The following is a 14,762-nucleotide window of genomic DNA, read 5'->3' as shown; positions in this document are numbered from 1 at the left end:
AGCGACACAGCATGACAAAGACGCAGACAACCGGCACATGGGGCCTTCTGGCAATTGTCACCCTGGCGCTCGGGGGATGCGCGACCGGCCCGGGCGAGGACGGCGGAATCGTGTCGCGGTTCCGCGACACGACGCAGTCGCTCTTCGCGGCCGACCGCGAGGCACAGGCGGAGTCCTCGGCCATCATTGCGGACCTGAAGGCGCGGCGCAGCGCGCTGCCGCCGGGTGGCAGCTTCGACCGGGTGGCGCGCGCCGTCCTCGAGGCCGACAGCCGCACGCAGGCCACCGAACTGCGCGGCGCGCGTCTGCGGGCGCAGGCGGCCGCCAAGAACTGGCTGCCGCGCGTCGGCCCAGAGATCACCCTGACCAGCCTCGACGACGTCGTCTCGCGCCTGCTGGTCGAGCAGGTCCTGTTCGACCACGGGCGCAAGAAGGCCGAACGCGCCTTCGCGGCCGCGGATGTCGAGGTGGCCGCCGTCAAGCTGGCCGAGGCAACCAACGACCGGCTGGCCGAGGCGTTGTCGTTGTATCTCGACGCGGCCGAGGCGCGCGAACGTGTCGGCCTGGAGCGCCGCGCGCTGCGGGACATGCAGGAATTCGAGCGGATCATGCGCGAGCGCGTGCGCGGCGGCATCTCGGACCGCTCGGATCTGGACGTGGTGCGCCAGAAACTGGCCGAGATCCGCGCCGAACTGTCCGCGCAACGCGAAGTCGCGACCACCGGGCTCGCGGAACTCAACGCGATGTCCGTGCACCCGCTGGACGAGGTCGAGGGGCTCAGCGACGTGCGCGTGGCGGCGGGCGACGCCGTCCCGCTGGAGGTTCTCGCGGCCGAGGCGATGCGCGCGCGCGACATCGCGCGCGCGCGCATCGACCGCGCCGATCAGTTGCCGGGGGTCACCGCCGGTGGCAGCCTCGGGGACGACGGCAGCGGCATGGGCCTGCAACTGGGCGGTGACGGGTTGCTGGGGCTGGGCACGGGCGCGCGCCTGAAGGCGATCGAGGCGCAGAAGGAGGCCGCGTCCCGCCGCGTGCGGCAGGCCAAGGAGGATGCCGACCGCGACCTGCGCCGGATGGACCAGCGGCTGGTCGCGCTGTCGCGGCAGGTCGCCGAGACGAGCGAGCTTGCACGCCGCGCCAAGAGCACCCTCGAGCTGTTCCAGGCGCAGTACGAAAACGGCCAGCGCCAGGTCATGGACGTGGTCGGTGTCTACGAGACCTTCGCGCAGCGGCAACGCGACCACGTCGCCCGCAAGCACGAGCTGGCGCAGACCCGGCTCGAGGTCGCCCGCCATCTCGGGCTGCTGGCGGACGGGAGCGAGATTTGACCGGCGCGCCCGTGTCAGTGACCATGCCGCCCGGGGCCGCCAGGCGGCTGCGCCCGGTGTCCAATGCCGATGCCGCGCCCGCGCGGGCGGCCGGCGTCGCCCGGGTCGGCCCCCGCACGCGTGCGCGGGCACAGCTTGCCGCCGCCTACGCGGGACTGCTGGGGGCCAGCGTGCCCGCGCGGGACATCCTCGAGGCAATGGCCGCCGACGGCGCCCTGGACGGCGCGGACGACCGGCCCACGCCCCGGGCGCTGGCCGCCGGCCTGTCGGCCTGCGGGCTTCCGTCCCGTGCCGAAACGGTCGAAACCACCGACGCGGACACCTGGCCCGCGCTGGCCGAGATGACCAGCGGCCAATACGTGCTGGTGCTGGGGCGCCGGGACGGCGCGCTGGAAATCCATGACACGACCTGCCCGGACAACCGCACCACCGTGCCGCGCGCGGACTTCGACCCGGTTTTCACCGGGACGGTGGTCACGGCGCAAGCGCCTGCGCGGGCAGACGACAGCGACGGCGCCGAGGCGCCGCACTGGTTCTGGGGCGAGTTTCACCGGCTGCGCCGCCCGATGGCCGAGGTCGCGCTCGGCTCGTTCATGGCCAACCTTCTGGCCGTCGCGGTCGCGCTGTTCGCGCTCCAGGTCTATGACCGCGTGATCCCCCACCAGTCACAGGCCACGCTTTGGGTGCTGGCGGCGGGCGCGGGCCTCGCGCTGGTGATGGAGGCGATGCTCAAGATCGCGCGGGCGCGGTTGCTGGACGGCGCGGGCCGCCAGATCGAATCGCGCGTGCAGGGCCTGCTGATGGAGCGGATGCTGGGCATGCGCTCGGCCCTGGCGGCCCGCGCGCCCAGCAAGCTGTTCAGCGCCATGCGCGAATTCGGCGCGATCCGCGATTTCTTCACCGCCTCGGCCATCGGCACGCTGGCCGACATCCCCTTCATCTTCGTGTTCCTCGCGCTCGTGGCCTCGATCGCGGGCAACGTGGTCTGGGTGCTGATCCTGGGCGGCGTGCTGATGGTGGTGCCGGGCCTGTTCCTGCAAAAGCACATGATGCGGGTCACGCGCGATGCGCAGGGCGCGGGCGCGCGGGCCTCGCGCCTGCTGCACGAGGCGATCTTCGAGCTCGACACCGTCAAGACGCAGCGCGCCGAGGACCGGTTCCGCCGGCAGTGGCAGGACCTGACGGACCAGTCGGCCGCGACCTCGCGCGAGCAGCGCCGACTGGCCTCGAACCTGACGTTCTGGAGCCAGGGGGTGCAGCAGGCGACCTATGTCGCCGCGATCATCGCCGGCACCTACCTCGTCTTCGCCGGTGAATTCACCGTGGGCACCATCATCGCCGTCAGCATCCTGACCGGCCGCACGCTGGCGCCGCTGACGCAACTGGCCGGCACGATGGCACGCTGGGGCAACGCGAAGTCGGCGCTCGACGGGCTGGATGCCATCGCGCTGGCCGAGCAGGACGCCACGCCGGGGCGGCGCTACCTTCGGCGCGAGACGCTGGAGGGCGGTTACGAGATCCGCGAGATGCAGTTCAGCTACGATGCGGAGGGGCCGCCGGTGCTGGACATTCCCGCCCTGTCCATCCCGCCGGGACAGACCGTGGCGGTGCTGGGCGCGAACGGGTCCGGCAAGTCCACGTTGCTCAGGGTCCTGTCGGGGCTCTACGCGCCCGACCGCGGACGCGTCGCGCTCGATGGCACCGATATGGGCCAGATCGACCCGCGCGACATCCGCCGGCTGGTGGGCTACCTCGGGCAGGACGTGCGCCTGTTCACGGGGACACTGCGCGACAACCTCAATCTCAACCTGCTGGAGCGTGACGACGACCGCCTGCTGCGGGCGCTGGATTTCGCCGGGCTGGGCCCCTTCGTGAAGGGCCATCCCAAGGGGTTGGACCTCGAGATCCGCGACGGCGGCAAGGGGCTCTCGGCGGGGCAGCGCCAGTCGATCGGCTGGGCGCGGCTGTGGCTGCAGGACCCGGCGGTCTGCCTGCTGGACGAGCCGACCGCGGCGCTGGACCAGACGCTGGAGCGCACGCTGGTCAGCCGGCTGGAAAGCTGGCTGGAGGGACGGACGGCGATCCTTGCCACCCACCGCATGCCGATCCTGAAGCTCGCCCAGCGCACGGCGGTGTTGCAGAACGGGCGCATGGCCGTGGATGGCCCGCGTGACGAGGTGATGGCGCACCTGGCCCGCGCCGGCGGCGCGGCCGCGGGCGATGGGGGCTGAGGTGACGGCGGCACGCGCCCTCGACCGAGCCGGGCAGTTGGCGTGGAGACTGCGCGGTCCCAGCCTGACCATCTGGCTGTGCGCGGCAACGGTCTGGTTGTTCCTGCTCTGGGCGGCCTTCGCCTGGGTGGACGAGATCGTGCGCGCCGACGGCACCTTCATCGCCTCGTCGCGGCCGCAGATCATCCAGAACCTCGAGGGCGGCATCCTCAGCGAGCTCCTGGTGTCCGAGGGCGACGTGGTGGACAAGGGCGAGGTGGTCGCCCGGCTGCACGGCACGCAGTTCAAGTCGTCGGTGGCCGAGCTGCGCGACCGGATCGACGCGCTCGAGGTGCGGCGCCTGCGCTTCGAGGCCGAGCTGGCGGGCCAGTTCGATTTCACCGTGCCCGAGGACCTTGCGCGGCGGTCGCCGCGCATCGTCGCCTCGGAACGCGCGCTTCTTGCGGCGCGGCAGTCCGATTACGTCAAGCGGCGCGAGGGCGCCAAGCGCGTGCTCGAACAGGCGGCCGAGGAACGCGCGCTGATGGAGAACATGCTCGACAAGAAGATCGTTGCGCTGATCGAGGTGACCCGCGCGCGCAAGGCCCATGCCGACGCGCGCAAGCGCCACGACGAGATCGTCACCCAGACGGAACTGGAGCGCGCCGAAGCCTATTCGGAAACGCTGCGCGAGCTCGACAAGCTGCGCCAGCAACTCAAGGCCAGCCAGGACCAGCTGAACCGCACCGTCCTGAAAAGCCCGATGCGCGGGATCGTCAACAACCTGGCCGTCACCACCATCGGCGGGGTCGTGCGGCCCGGCGAGGAAATCCTCGAGATCATCCCGATGGGCGAGGAGCTGCTGGTGGAGGCGCGCGTCGCGCCCGAGGACATCGCCAACATCCGCAAGGGGCAGGAGGCGACGATCAAGCTGACGGCCTATGACTACACGATCTTCGGCACGCTCAAGGGGACGGTCGATTTCATCTCGGCCGACACCTTCGAGAATGAAAACGCCCCGGACGGCAAGCGCGATCCGCACTACAAGGTCACGCTGCGCGTCGACAAGAACGCGATGACCGACCGCCAGCAAGGCATCGAGATGCGCCCGGGCATGCGCGCGCAGGTCGAGCTTCACACCGGCGGCAAGACCGTCCTGCAGTACCTTCTCAAGCCGCTCTACAAGTCGCGCGAGGCGCTGCGCGAACCCTGAGCGGCGTTCAGACCTCAAGCCAGATGGTCACCGGGCCGTCGTTGAGCAGCTCCACCTTCATGTCGGCGCCGAACCGCCCGGTTTCCACCGCCACGCCATGCGCGGCGAGCGCCCGCGCGTAGTGGTGGTAAAGCCGTTCGCCGACCTCCGGTGCGGCGGCGGCGGAAAACCCGGGGCGGTTGCCGCGGCGTGTGTCGGCCGCCAGCGTGAACTGGCTGACGACCAGCGCCCCGCCCCCGGTGTCGGAGAGCGCGCGGTTCATCCTGCCCGCGTCGTCGGCAAAGACGCGCAGCTTGGCCGTCTTGGCGGCCAGTTGCTCGGCCTGCGCCTCGGTGTCGCCGTCCATCGCGCAGACCAGCACCAGCAGGCCGGGTCCCGTCCGGCCGATCAGTTCGCCTTCGACCTTGACCGAGGCATGGGCGACACGTTGCAGCAGGGCGCGCATGGTCGGGTCTCCTTCGTTTTTCCGGGTGACAGGCATCGGCCATTCCGCCGCGTCGCGCAAGACCCAAGCGCCCCCTTAAACTGCTGCTGGCGCTTCCTATATCGACCCGAGAACGCTGTCGCCCACACCGGTTTGACGCCGATCAAGGCGGATGGCGGCAACCGTTTGCAACATGCACCCGACCAACCTTGAAAGGAGTCCGGAGAATGGTGGAAAAATCCCAGTCGACCGGCCTTTGGCCGTCCTTTTATGAACCGCTTCGCAACTTCGGCACGCGCGTGGCCGAGTGGCTGTCGCCGGCCTCGGACGCCTCTGCGAGCGACGATGCCTACCGGATCTCGGTGGAGCTGCCGGGGGTGTCGGAAAAGGACATCGACATCTCGGTGCATGACGGGGTGGTCACCGTCAAGGGAGAGAAAAGCCAGGAGCACCAGGAGGAAGGCGATACCTGGTTCTTCTCCGAACGCCAGTACGGCGCCTTCAGCCGGACCTTCCGCCTGCCGGCCGACGCCGACGGCGACAAGATCGAGGCCGGCCTGAAGGACGGGGTCCTGACGCTGTCCGTGCCCAAGCGCACGCCGCAGTCCCCCGAGGCCCGCAAGATCAAGATTTCCAAGGGCTGACGCCCATTCGCCCCGGCGCCCGCGCGGCGCCGGGGCCGCGCCGGTCAGCCGCGCGTGTCCATGATGTCCGCCACGTCGGCGCGTTCGGTGCGGAACGCGTTGGCCGGGTGGTCCGGGTCCGCATAACCGAAGGAAACGGCACACAGGATCATCCGGGTTTCCGGGAGGCCGAAGTGCGCCCGGATGAAGCCGGGAAAGGCCGCGACGGAGGCCTGCGCGATGGTCGCCACGCCAAGCGCGGTCGCGGCGAGCGTGAAGGCGGTGACGAAGCCGCCGGTGTCCATGGCGCCGTAGGGGCCGAGCGCGGCCTCGGAATGAACGATGGCCACATGGGGTGCGTCGAACAGCCGGTAGTTCTGCATCGACTGTTCCTTGCGCGCCGCGCGGTCGTCGCGGGCGATGCCCACCGCCTCGTAGAGCTGGAAGCCGCAGGTGCGCCGGCGCGCGCCGTAGACCCCCGGGTAGCTCTCGGGCCACGGCAGGTCCGAGGCGGGTGCCGTGCTTTCCGCGGTGGCCAGCAGCGCCGCACGGAACCGGTCGGTTTCCGCCCCGCGCGTCACCGTGACCTGCCAAGGCTGGGCGTTGCACCATGATGGCGCGCGCCCCGCCGCCCGCACGATGCGCGCGATCGTGTCATCGGGCACGGGGTCGGGCCGGAACGCGCGGCAGCTGTAGCGCTCGGCGAGGATGCGCTCGAGCGCGGCGAAATCCGGTTCGGTCTGCGTTCCGTCCATCAGAATGCCCCCTGGTTGATGGCAATGCCGTAACCCACGGCGCCGGCCGCAAGCGCGCCCGCCAGGACGGCCGCGGCGATCTTCCAGGCCGACCAGGGCCGTTCGCCCTGAACCAGCCCCGTTCGGCCGTTGACGACGAAGCGGTAGGGTTTGCCGCGGTAGGCGTAGGCGGCCACCCAGACCGGCAGAAGAATGTGCTTGAAGGTCACGTCGGACACCTGCGTGTCGATGTCATGGATCCGCTGGCGGTCGCCGCCGATGTCGAAGCGCACGTCACGGGCGATCACCCGGTCCATTCGCGTGCGCGCCCGGGCGAAGCCGTCCCGAAGTTCGACAGTGTATGCCTCGGCCCGGAAACCGGCAAGGAACTCGGGCCGGTAGGGTTCCAGCGCGGCGAGGTCCCAGGGTTCCAGCGCGTCTGTGAAGCGCCTGGGCAGCGAGGTGGAGGCAAGCACCAGCACGTCGTCGAAGAATCGTGCCACGCGCCCCGTGACGGGGCGCCAGCGCACCTTGGCCACGCGCACGGTTTCGCGTTTGCCGTCGCGCACGACGCTGCGGGTTTCGTAATACACGGTGCCGCGCTCGCCCCGGTAACGCGAGGCGGTGTCGGCGTCGAACGTCCAGTAGGGCACGTAGATCCCCTGCATTCGCCGCCCCTTGCGGGCGTAGTCCTGCAACCCGCCGGGTGCGAACCACAAGGTGCCCAGCCAGTCGGTCATGGCCTTGTGCGCGGCACGTTCGTCGAGGGCGAAGGGCAGCAGGCCGCGTGGCTTGACATGGCGGTGCGTGCCGGTGTCGGTGACGACGGGCGTGGCGCAGAACGGGCATTCGGCCGCGTGCAGATTGGTGTCGAACTCGACCTGGGCGCCGCAGTTGGGGCAGCTCAGGACGCGGGTTTCCTCGGTTTCCTGGGCGGGCAGGCTGTCGGCGAGCGCGCTGTCGAAATCGAGTTCGGCCAGCGGCGAGTCCCACGGCCCCGCGCCCGCGATCTCCTGCGCATGGCCGCAGTGGTCGCACAGCAACCGCCCGGTCTCGGCGTCGAAGCGATAGTCGGCGCCGCATTGATCGCAGGGAAAGCGGTGCTCGGACCGTGCCGCCGCCGGCGCGGCAGGCGCGGACGCCTCGGGCGCGGGCGGCGGCGGGGGCGGGGTGCTCACCACTGTGTCACCCCTTCGGCGCGGACGGCGGCGGGGGCGGGGGCATGACGGTGAAAAGCTGCGCCAGCTCGGCCACGTCCTCCGCGCGCATCCAGCCATCCTGCCCCGGGGTCCAGACCATGCTGTCGCGTGTCAGGCTGCCCTCGCGCGCCATCCGGCCCATCGCGGCCTTGGAATAGGGGCCGTGCGTCTGGCCCTGTTCGGCGATGTGCCAGACATGTTCCACCGGCGGGGGCGGCGGCGCGGTCCTTGCGGTGTCGCCGGTGGGCCGCGCACCCCAGGCTCCGGGCCGCCCGCCCGTCATCTGCCGGGCCATCGCCAGCCCCATTCCCGCGCCGAGGCCGGCCCCCATGGCGCCGCCGCCGGCCGGGTTTGCGGCGGCCTCCGACATCGCCTCGGCCGCCGAGTATTGAGAGAAATCGCCAAGGTCGCCGGCCAGCCCCATCGAGGTGCGCTTGTCCAGCGCCTTTTCCACCGCCGGGGGCAGCGAGATGTTCTCGATGTAAAGCTCGGGCAGGGCCAGCCCGTAATCCGCGATCGTGTCCGATATCGCCTCGGCCACCAGCTTGCCCAGGTCGCGGGTGTTGGCGGCCATCTCGAGGACGGGAATCCCGGAGGACGCGATCACGCGGCTGAACTCCTGCACGATGATGTTGCGGATCTGGTAGCTGATCTCGTCCATCGTGAACTCGCCGTCGGTGCCCACGATCTCGGACAGGAACCGCGCGGGGTCGCTGACGCGCACGGTGTAGGTGCCGTAGGCGCGGATGCGCGTGGGGCCGAATTCGGGGTCGCGCAGCATGATGGGGTTCTTGGTGCCCCATTTCAGGTCGGAAAACCGCGTCGTGTTGACGAAATAGATCTCGGACTTGAAGGGCGAGCGGAAACCGTGATCCCAGTGTTGCAGGGTCGTCATCACCGGCATGTTGTTGGTCTCCAGCATGTAGAGACCGGGTGTGAAGACATCGGCAAGCCGGCCTTCGTGCACGAAGACCGCCGCCTGCCCCTCGCGCACCGTCAGCTTGGCGCCGTACTTGATCTCGTGGCCCTCGCGCTCGAACCGCCAGACCATGGTGTCGCGGGTATCGTCCGTCCAGTGGATGACGTCGATGAACTCGCCGGTGAGGAAATCGAAAATGCCCATCCTGTCTGGTCTCCTGTGGGTTACACGGGCCCCGAGAAACCGTCGAGGATGCGCCGCACGATCGGGCGGGCCTCCTCGACGCTCATGCCCGGCTTGAGCCGGGGGTCGTAGAGCACCTCCAGCAGCTTCTCGTCGTGCGTGGTCAGCAGGGCGAACTCGTCGTCGTCGTTGAAGATCGACGGGCGCGCCTCGGGGCTGTCGTTGGCCAGCCCGAGGCCCTGCGCCAGTTCCTCGTGCACGCAGGACCGGCGCAGCAGGTCGGGGTGCTCGGCGCGGATGAAGGCGATGGCCTTGCGGTAGGAATAGTCGCCCGCGCCGCCCGAGAAGGCGATCACGAGGCAGTGGATCGACCGCGGCAGCGTGCGGAAGAGCGCCAGCGACGACGCGTTGATCCGCGGCACCAGCGTCTTGATGCGCGTGATCGCGGCATCGCGGTCGTCCTCGCCCATCACCAGCACGTGGAAGTTGGCGTTGCCCGCGCCGGTGCGGATGGGATGGCCCGTCACGCGCGACAGCCGCGCGGCATAGTCCGCGATGATGCGCCGGTCGGTCTCGCGCTGGTCGTCGGGCACCGACGCGCCGAACTCCACCGACATGCGCACCGGCCGTGCCCACTTGCGCAGCCGGCTGGCACGGCCGTCCGAGGCGCGCAGCCCGCCGTCGCGGGCATACTCGTCGTAGAAGGCGATGCGTTCGAAATTCCGTTGCAGGTCGGTGTCGTAGAACGGCGTGTCGGCGCCGCCGCCGTCGGTGCGCAACAGCCCCTTGGCCAGAAGATCCTCCTGCACCCGGGCGTAGTGCCGCGCAAGCGCCCGGCTGCGGCTGGAGGGACGGTCATCTTCCCGTTCGCCCGTGGCCGATGGCTGCGGGGGGCGTTGCTCCGGCGCGGAGCCAAGCATGCCCGTCAAGGGCGTGCAGGCGCCCAGCGTCAGAGCCAGCAGCGCCCCGGCAACCGCAGATGTGATCCTGCGCAGGTCCGTCACGCCGGCCTCACGATGCCTTCGGAACGCTGGTGGCGGCCGTGTCGCCCGCGCCGGTCTCGCGCGCCTTCGCGGCAGACAGCTTGTCGCGCAGTTCGGTTTCCATCTTCTGCAGCTCCTTCTCGGCCTCTGCGCGGCGCGCCTTGCCCTCGTCGGCGATCTGCAGGCTTTCCTCGATCGTGCCGATCAGATCGGCGTTGGCCTGTTTGATCGCCTCGATGTCGAAGGTGCCGCGTTCCATTTCCTCGCGGACCATCCTGTTGGATTCGCGCAGGTTCTGGGCGTTGGCGGTCAGCAGTTCATTGGTAAGGTCCCCGGCCTCGCGCACGGCCTTCGCGGCCTCGGCGGAGCGCTGGATCGTGACCGCCTGCGCCAGCTGGGTTTCCCACAGCGGCACGGTGTTGACCAGCGTGGAGTTGATCTTGGTCACCAGGCTCTTGTCGTTTTCCTGCACCAGCCGGATGGAGGGCAGCGACTGCATCGTGACCTGGCGCGTCAGCTTGAGGTCGTGCACCCGGCGTTCGAGGTCGTCGCGCGCCGCGCGCAGGTCGCGCAGTTCCTGCGCGGCCATGACCTGGTCGTCCTCGGCCGCGGCGTCCACCGCGGCCTGCTTGGCAGGGATTTCCTCGGTGTCGAGCGCGCGCAGCTTCTCCTCGCCGGCGGCGATGTAGAGCGCCAGCTCGTCGTAGAAGTCCAGCGTCTTCTCGTAGAGCATGTCGAGCGACTTGATGTCCTTCATCAGCTGGTGCTCGTGGCCCAGCAGGTCCTCGGTGATGCGGTCGATCTGGCCCTGCACCTCCTCGTAGCGGGCGGTGAACTTGGCGACCGGCGCGGCACGGCCGATCAGCTTCTCCCACCAGCTGCGTTCGCGCCGCACGTCCAGTTCCGAGACCGAGAAACCGCGGATCGTGGTCACGATCCCGCGCAGGCTGTCGCCGGCCGGGCCCACGTCCTTGTTGCGCACCCCCGACAGCATCGACTGCGAGATCTCCTGCAATTCCGCCTGTGCCCCGGACCCGAAGGCGACGATCGAATTGGTGTCGTCCAGGTCGATTTCCTCCATGCGCCGGGCGATCTCGCTGCGGGCGTCGGCATCGGCCTTCTCCATCGGAACCACCGCGTCGGCCTCCGATGGCTCGGGCAGGGTGTGGCGGCTGATTTCCTCGATGTCGGCCAGGCTTTGCTCGGCTTGCTGGCGGATGGTGTCAGACATTTGCGTTTTCCTCGGTTTCGGGTGGGGCCGGGCGGATGCCCTCGCGTTGAAGCCGCTCGCGCAGCACGTCGATCTCGACTGTCAGGTCGCTGCGGTCATCCAGCAGCATCTTCTCGGTGCGCGCAGCGAAATTCTGTTCGAGATCGTCGAGCAGGCGCAGGTAATCGCGCCGCGCTTCGGGGTCGCGCCGGCGGCTGTAAAGGTCGGCGAACTTCACCGTCGCATCGCGCGCGCCCAGCAGGTAGACGGACAGGTACTTGCGCGCCGCCGTCAGGTCGCGCGGGTCTTCCTCGACGGTGCGGAACAGGTGACGTGCCGTGGTCTGGAACCGCTCCACCCGGGCTTCGAGTTCCCGGTCGCCCGCCCGGCTGATCGCGTCGGCCATGTCCGACAGGTGGTTTTCGGCCTGGTCGACGGCGCGGGCCACGCGCCGGTTCTGGAAGTCGTCGATGCCGCCCAATCCCTTGTCGCGCAGCGGGTCGGTGCCGAAGGCCGCGACGTGCAGCACGCCGGCCGCCGCGCCATAGACCGCCGGTGCCAGCAGCCCCGGCTCGATCCGCCATGCGGCCGCCGCGGTGCCCAGCCCGGTCAGCGCGGCCGCGAACAGCTTGCGGGGCACGGCGGGGCGGCGGGCGACATTGCGCGCGTCATAGGCGGCCTCGGCGCGCAGCCCGTCGCGCAGCAGCCACGCGCCAAGGCCCAGCAGCGCCGCGCCGGCCAGCCCGGCGGCCAACCCGGTCGCCCCGTCGTCCAGCGACAGGACGGCCAGCACCACCGGTGGAACCAGCAGAAGATTGCAGCGCGCGCCGACGGGGTCCACGCGCGCCCCGTCGTAAGGCCCCGGTCTGGAGGCCTCGGCGTTGTCGCCGCCGGGGCTGTATTTGCCGCCGTAACGGTGCGCCATGCCCTACAGCCCCCCGATCCAGCCGGTCACGATGCCCGTCAGCAGCACCAGGAGCGCGATGTAGGCGACATTTTGTACCATGTTCCCTTTCCTCAGCGCGCCTTCGGCCTGCTCGATCCCGCGGGTCGCCGTCGCCAGTGCGGCGACCAGCAGCGCCGCGGCGATCACGGCCAGCGCCAGGAGCATCAGGAGCCTCGCCATCGCAACCGTCCTTTCCTGCCGGAAACATAGTCGATGCCCGCGCCCCGTTCTAGTGCCGGCCTGCGTTGCGGCGCTCGGCTGCAAGCTTGCGGCGGTAGCCCGACTGGATCACCTCGGTGGCGACCAGGACGACGACCGAGAAATAGAAGGTGGTCTTGGACATCGGCACGACCTCGTAGCCGAAGAATCTCAGCGCCAGGCTGTCGTCGTGGGCGGCGTGTGCCGCGGCCTGGCCGGCCTCGCCCAGCAGCACGACGCCGACGATGAGCAGGATGAACAGGCCCAGCACCTCGTACATCCGGTTCTTCTCGAGGAATTGCGTCACGCTTTCGGCCAGCAGCAGCATGGCCGCGCCAGACAGCAGGATCGCGAAGGCGAGTACCACGAAGACATCCGTGATCGCCAGCGCCGACAGCACCGAGTCGAACGAGAAGATCAGGTTCACCGTCACGATCATCATGATGACCTGCGTTGCCGACTTGCCGGGCTTGTCGTTCACGTCGGTGTCGAGCCGCTCGATCGTGAGCATGTGGCCGATCTCCTTGACCGCCGTGTAGATGATGAAGATGCCGCCCAGGATGAAGACGCAGGTGGCGAAGTTCACGCCGCCCTCCAGCACGCCCGTCCAGTCGAAGACGTGGAACGGCTCGGCCAGCGCGTCGATCAGCCGGACCATCGCGAACAACAGCACGATGCGCAGCGCCACCGCGATGATGATGCCCCAGTAGCGCACGGCGCTTTGCTGTGCCACCGGTGCGCGTTTGCTCTCGATCGAGATGTACAGAAGGTTGTCGAAGCCCAGCACCGCCTGCAGGAAGCACAGCATCAGCAGGTTGCCCAGGGTTTCCAGTGTCAGAAGGTCGGCCATCGGATCGGCTCCATGCAAGGTCTGTCCGTCACCGCCGCAATAACGCAGACCCGTGTCAAAGCAAGATGAAACGGGCCGGCCCGGGGAAATGGGCCCTAGCCGCGGCGCTTGCGCCTCACCCGCCGGCGTTCGGGCGCCTTGCCGTTCCCGCCGCCGTCACTTCGCCCGGCCTCGGGGCCGAGCTGGTCGCGCAGTACCCGCGGGCGCACTTCCTCCACGGCGCCGGGCCCGAGATTGCCCAGCTGGAAAGGCCCGTAGGAGACGCGGATCAGCCGGTTCACCGAAAGTCCCACCGCCTCCATCGCGCGGCGCACCTCGCGGTTGCGGCCCTCGCGGATGCCCACCGTGATCCAGGCGTTGGCGCCCTGCTGGCGATCGATCGACACCTGCATCGGCTGGAACCGCTCCCCGTCGAGCGTCAGCCCCTCGCGCAGCGGCGCGACGGTGTCGTCGGTGGGCCGCCCCTTGACGCGCACGCGGTACTTGCGCAGCCAGCCGGTGCTGGGCAGTTCCAGCCTGCGCTTGATGCCGCCGTCGTTGGTGAGCAGCAACAACCCCTCGGAGTTGATGTCGAGCCGCCCGACGCTCATCACCCGCGGCATTCCGGGCGGCAATTCGTCGAAGACGGTGGGCCGTCCCTGTTCGTCTCGGGCCGTCGTCACCAGCCCCGCCGGCTTGTGGTAAAGCCACAGCCGCGGCGGCTCGGGCGCGTCCAGCGCGATGCCGTCCACGGTGACCTTGTCCTTGTCCGTGACGTTGAGCGCGGCCCGCTCGATGGTGCGGCCGTTGACGGCCACGCGCCCCGCGGAGATCAGCCGTTCCGCCTCGCGCCGGCTGGCGCGGCCGGCGCGGGCGATGACCTTGGCGATGCGCTCGCCCTTGTGCTCGGTGCCGCTCATGTCCCGCGCGATACCGCAAAGCGCCCCGGCGGGGAAGGGCGGATCGCCCGCCCCTTCATCTTGCCCGAAATACTCCGGGGGTGAATTGGCCGAAGGCCAAGAGGGGGCAGCGCCCCCTTTGGCGCTCAGATCTCGATGGGCGTCATCACCTCGGGCTCGATCACGTCCGCGCCCGGCAGCGCCTCGACCAGCGTGTCGGCCGACTGTTCGAGGAAATCGAAGGTGCGGTAGTGGCAGGGGATCACCGTCTTGAAATCGAAGAAGGTCTTGGCGGCATAGGCCGCGCGCCGCATGTCCATGGTGAAATGGCCGCCCGCGCAGAGGATGCCGATATCCGGTGCGTGCAGGTCATGGAACACCTTCATGTCCGCCATCACGTCGGTATCGCCCGAGACATAGATCGTGTGGCCCTCGCCCGCGATCATGTAGCCGCACTCGGTGCCCGGCACGTCGGGGCCCTTGTCGGTGCCGAAGCTGGTGGAATGCACCGCGTGCACCATCGTCACCTGCACGCCGCCCAGGTCCAACGTGCCGCCCTTGTTGAAGCCCAGGGTCGTCATGTGCTCGTGTTCTTCCCAGTAGGACATCAGGTCGAACTGGCCCACGATCGGCAGCTTGCGGGTGCGCGCGATCGGCAGGACGTCCTGGACGTGGTCGAAATGCGCATGTGTCAGCAGGATGTGCGTGGCGCCCGCGATGGCGGCATCGTGGCTTTCGGCCGGCAGCATCGGGTTGCCCTCCAGCCAGGGATCGATCAGCAGGACCTGCCCGCCGATCTCGATGCGGAACGACGCGTGCCCGAGCCATGTGATTTTCATGTCAGCCTCCCTAGGTTTGTCCCCG

At 69.5% G+C, this 14,762-nt stretch carries 15 protein-coding genes; 4 read left to right on the top strand and 11 right to left on the bottom strand.

Annotation, left to right across the window (positions count from 1 at the left end):
- Nucleotides 1-11: 11 nt before the first annotated feature.
- From CEF10_RS14075 to CEF10_RS14065, 3 genes are read left to right on the top strand one after another with little or no spacing between them, the layout of a single operon-like run.
- The gene (locus tag CEF10_RS14075; protein ID WP_101068814.1) at nt 12-1,328 is read left to right on the top strand and encodes a TolC family protein; all 1,317 of its coding nucleotides are present in this window, start codon (nt 12-14) and stop codon (nt 1,326-1,328) included.
- 23 nt (nt 1,329-1,351) lie between these two features.
- Nucleotides 1,352-3,559, top strand: a complete 2,208-nt coding sequence (locus CEF10_RS14070; RefSeq protein ID WP_101068813.1) for an ATP-binding cassette domain-containing protein — start codon at nt 1,352-1,354, stop codon at nt 3,557-3,559.
- A gap of 1 nt (nt 3,560) precedes the next feature.
- Nucleotides 3,561-4,751 carry an HlyD family type I secretion periplasmic adaptor subunit gene (locus CEF10_RS14065; protein WP_232796519.1) on the top strand — a complete coding sequence of 397 codons (1,191 nt, stop codon included), beginning with the start codon at nt 3,561-3,563 and terminating at the stop codon, nt 4,749-4,751.
- A gap of 7 nt (nt 4,752-4,758) precedes the next feature.
- Here the strand turns inward: CEF10_RS14065 and dtd are convergent, their stop codons facing one another.
- Nucleotides 4,759-5,196 carry a D-aminoacyl-tRNA deacylase gene (gene dtd, locus CEF10_RS14060; RefSeq protein ID WP_101068811.1) on the bottom strand — a complete coding sequence of 146 codons (438 nt, stop codon included), beginning with the start codon at nt 5,194-5,196 and terminating at the stop codon, nt 4,759-4,761.
- 206 nt (nt 5,197-5,402) lie between these two features.
- Here dtd and CEF10_RS14055 point away from each other — a divergent pair, with 206 nt between their 5' ends.
- On the top strand, nt 5,403-5,819 hold the full coding sequence (locus CEF10_RS14055; RefSeq protein WP_101068810.1) for an Hsp20/alpha crystallin family protein: 417 nt from the start codon (nt 5,403-5,405) through the stop codon (nt 5,817-5,819).
- A gap of 44 nt (nt 5,820-5,863) precedes the next feature.
- Here CEF10_RS14055 and CEF10_RS14050 read toward each other — a convergent pair whose 3' ends face one another.
- From CEF10_RS14050 to CEF10_RS14005, 10 genes are all read right to left on the bottom strand, one after another.
- Nucleotides 5,864-6,553, bottom strand: coding sequence for a nitroreductase (locus tag CEF10_RS14050; protein ID WP_101068809.1), 690 nt, complete (start codon nt 6,551-6,553; stop codon nt 5,864-5,866).
- A complete protein-coding gene (locus tag CEF10_RS14045; protein WP_101068808.1) occupies nt 6,553-7,710 on the bottom strand; it encodes a TFIIB-type zinc finger domain-containing protein in 1,158 nt (385 codons plus the stop codon). The genes CEF10_RS14050 and CEF10_RS14045 overlap by 1 nt, the downstream gene beginning before the upstream one ends.
- A 7-nt stretch (nt 7,711-7,717) precedes the next feature.
- Nucleotides 7,718-8,854, bottom strand: a complete 1,137-nt coding sequence (locus CEF10_RS14040) for an SPFH domain-containing protein (RefSeq protein WP_101068807.1) — start codon at nt 8,852-8,854, stop codon at nt 7,718-7,720.
- 20 nt (nt 8,855-8,874) lie between these two features.
- A complete protein-coding gene (locus tag CEF10_RS14035) occupies nt 8,875-9,837 on the bottom strand; it encodes a DUF2927 domain-containing protein (RefSeq protein ID WP_232796518.1) in 963 nt (320 codons plus the stop codon).
- A 7-nt stretch (nt 9,838-9,844) separates the two neighbouring features.
- Nucleotides 9,845-11,047: a toxic anion resistance protein gene (locus CEF10_RS14030; protein ID WP_101068806.1), complete on the bottom strand. Its 1,203-nt coding sequence runs from the start codon at nt 11,045-11,047 to the stop codon at nt 9,845-9,847.
- Nucleotides 11,040-11,951 carry a 5-bromo-4-chloroindolyl phosphate hydrolysis family protein gene (locus CEF10_RS14025; RefSeq protein ID WP_101068805.1) on the bottom strand — a complete coding sequence of 304 codons (912 nt, stop codon included), beginning with the start codon at nt 11,949-11,951 and terminating at the stop codon, nt 11,040-11,042. Before CEF10_RS14025 ends, CEF10_RS14030 begins: the two co-directional genes overlap by 8 nt.
- 3 nt (nt 11,952-11,954) lie before the next feature.
- Nucleotides 11,955-12,152: a hypothetical protein gene (locus tag CEF10_RS14020; protein WP_101068804.1), complete on the bottom strand. Its 198-nt coding sequence runs from the start codon at nt 12,150-12,152 to the stop codon at nt 11,955-11,957.
- A gap of 49 nt (nt 12,153-12,201) precedes the next feature.
- Nucleotides 12,202-13,020 (bottom strand): TerC family protein, encoded by an 819-nt coding sequence (locus CEF10_RS14015; RefSeq protein ID WP_101068803.1) that lies wholly within the window; start codon nt 13,018-13,020, stop codon nt 12,202-12,204.
- 95 nt (nt 13,021-13,115) lie between these two features.
- On the bottom strand, nt 13,116-13,919 hold the full coding sequence (locus CEF10_RS14010; RefSeq protein ID WP_101068802.1) for a pseudouridine synthase: 804 nt from the start codon (nt 13,917-13,919) through the stop codon (nt 13,116-13,118).
- Between the two features lie 125 nt (nt 13,920-14,044).
- Nucleotides 14,045-14,737 carry a metal-dependent hydrolase gene (locus tag CEF10_RS14005; protein ID WP_101068801.1) on the bottom strand — a complete coding sequence of 231 codons (693 nt, stop codon included), beginning with the start codon at nt 14,735-14,737 and terminating at the stop codon, nt 14,045-14,047.
- Between the last annotated feature and the right edge of the window lie 25 nt (nt 14,738-14,762).

This window comes from Roseovarius salinarum (assembly GCF_002834145.1).
GTDB lineage: Bacteria > Pseudomonadota > Alphaproteobacteria > Rhodobacterales > Rhodobacteraceae > Roseovarius > Roseovarius salinarum.
This window is presented reverse-complemented; position numbering and strand designations above follow the sequence as displayed.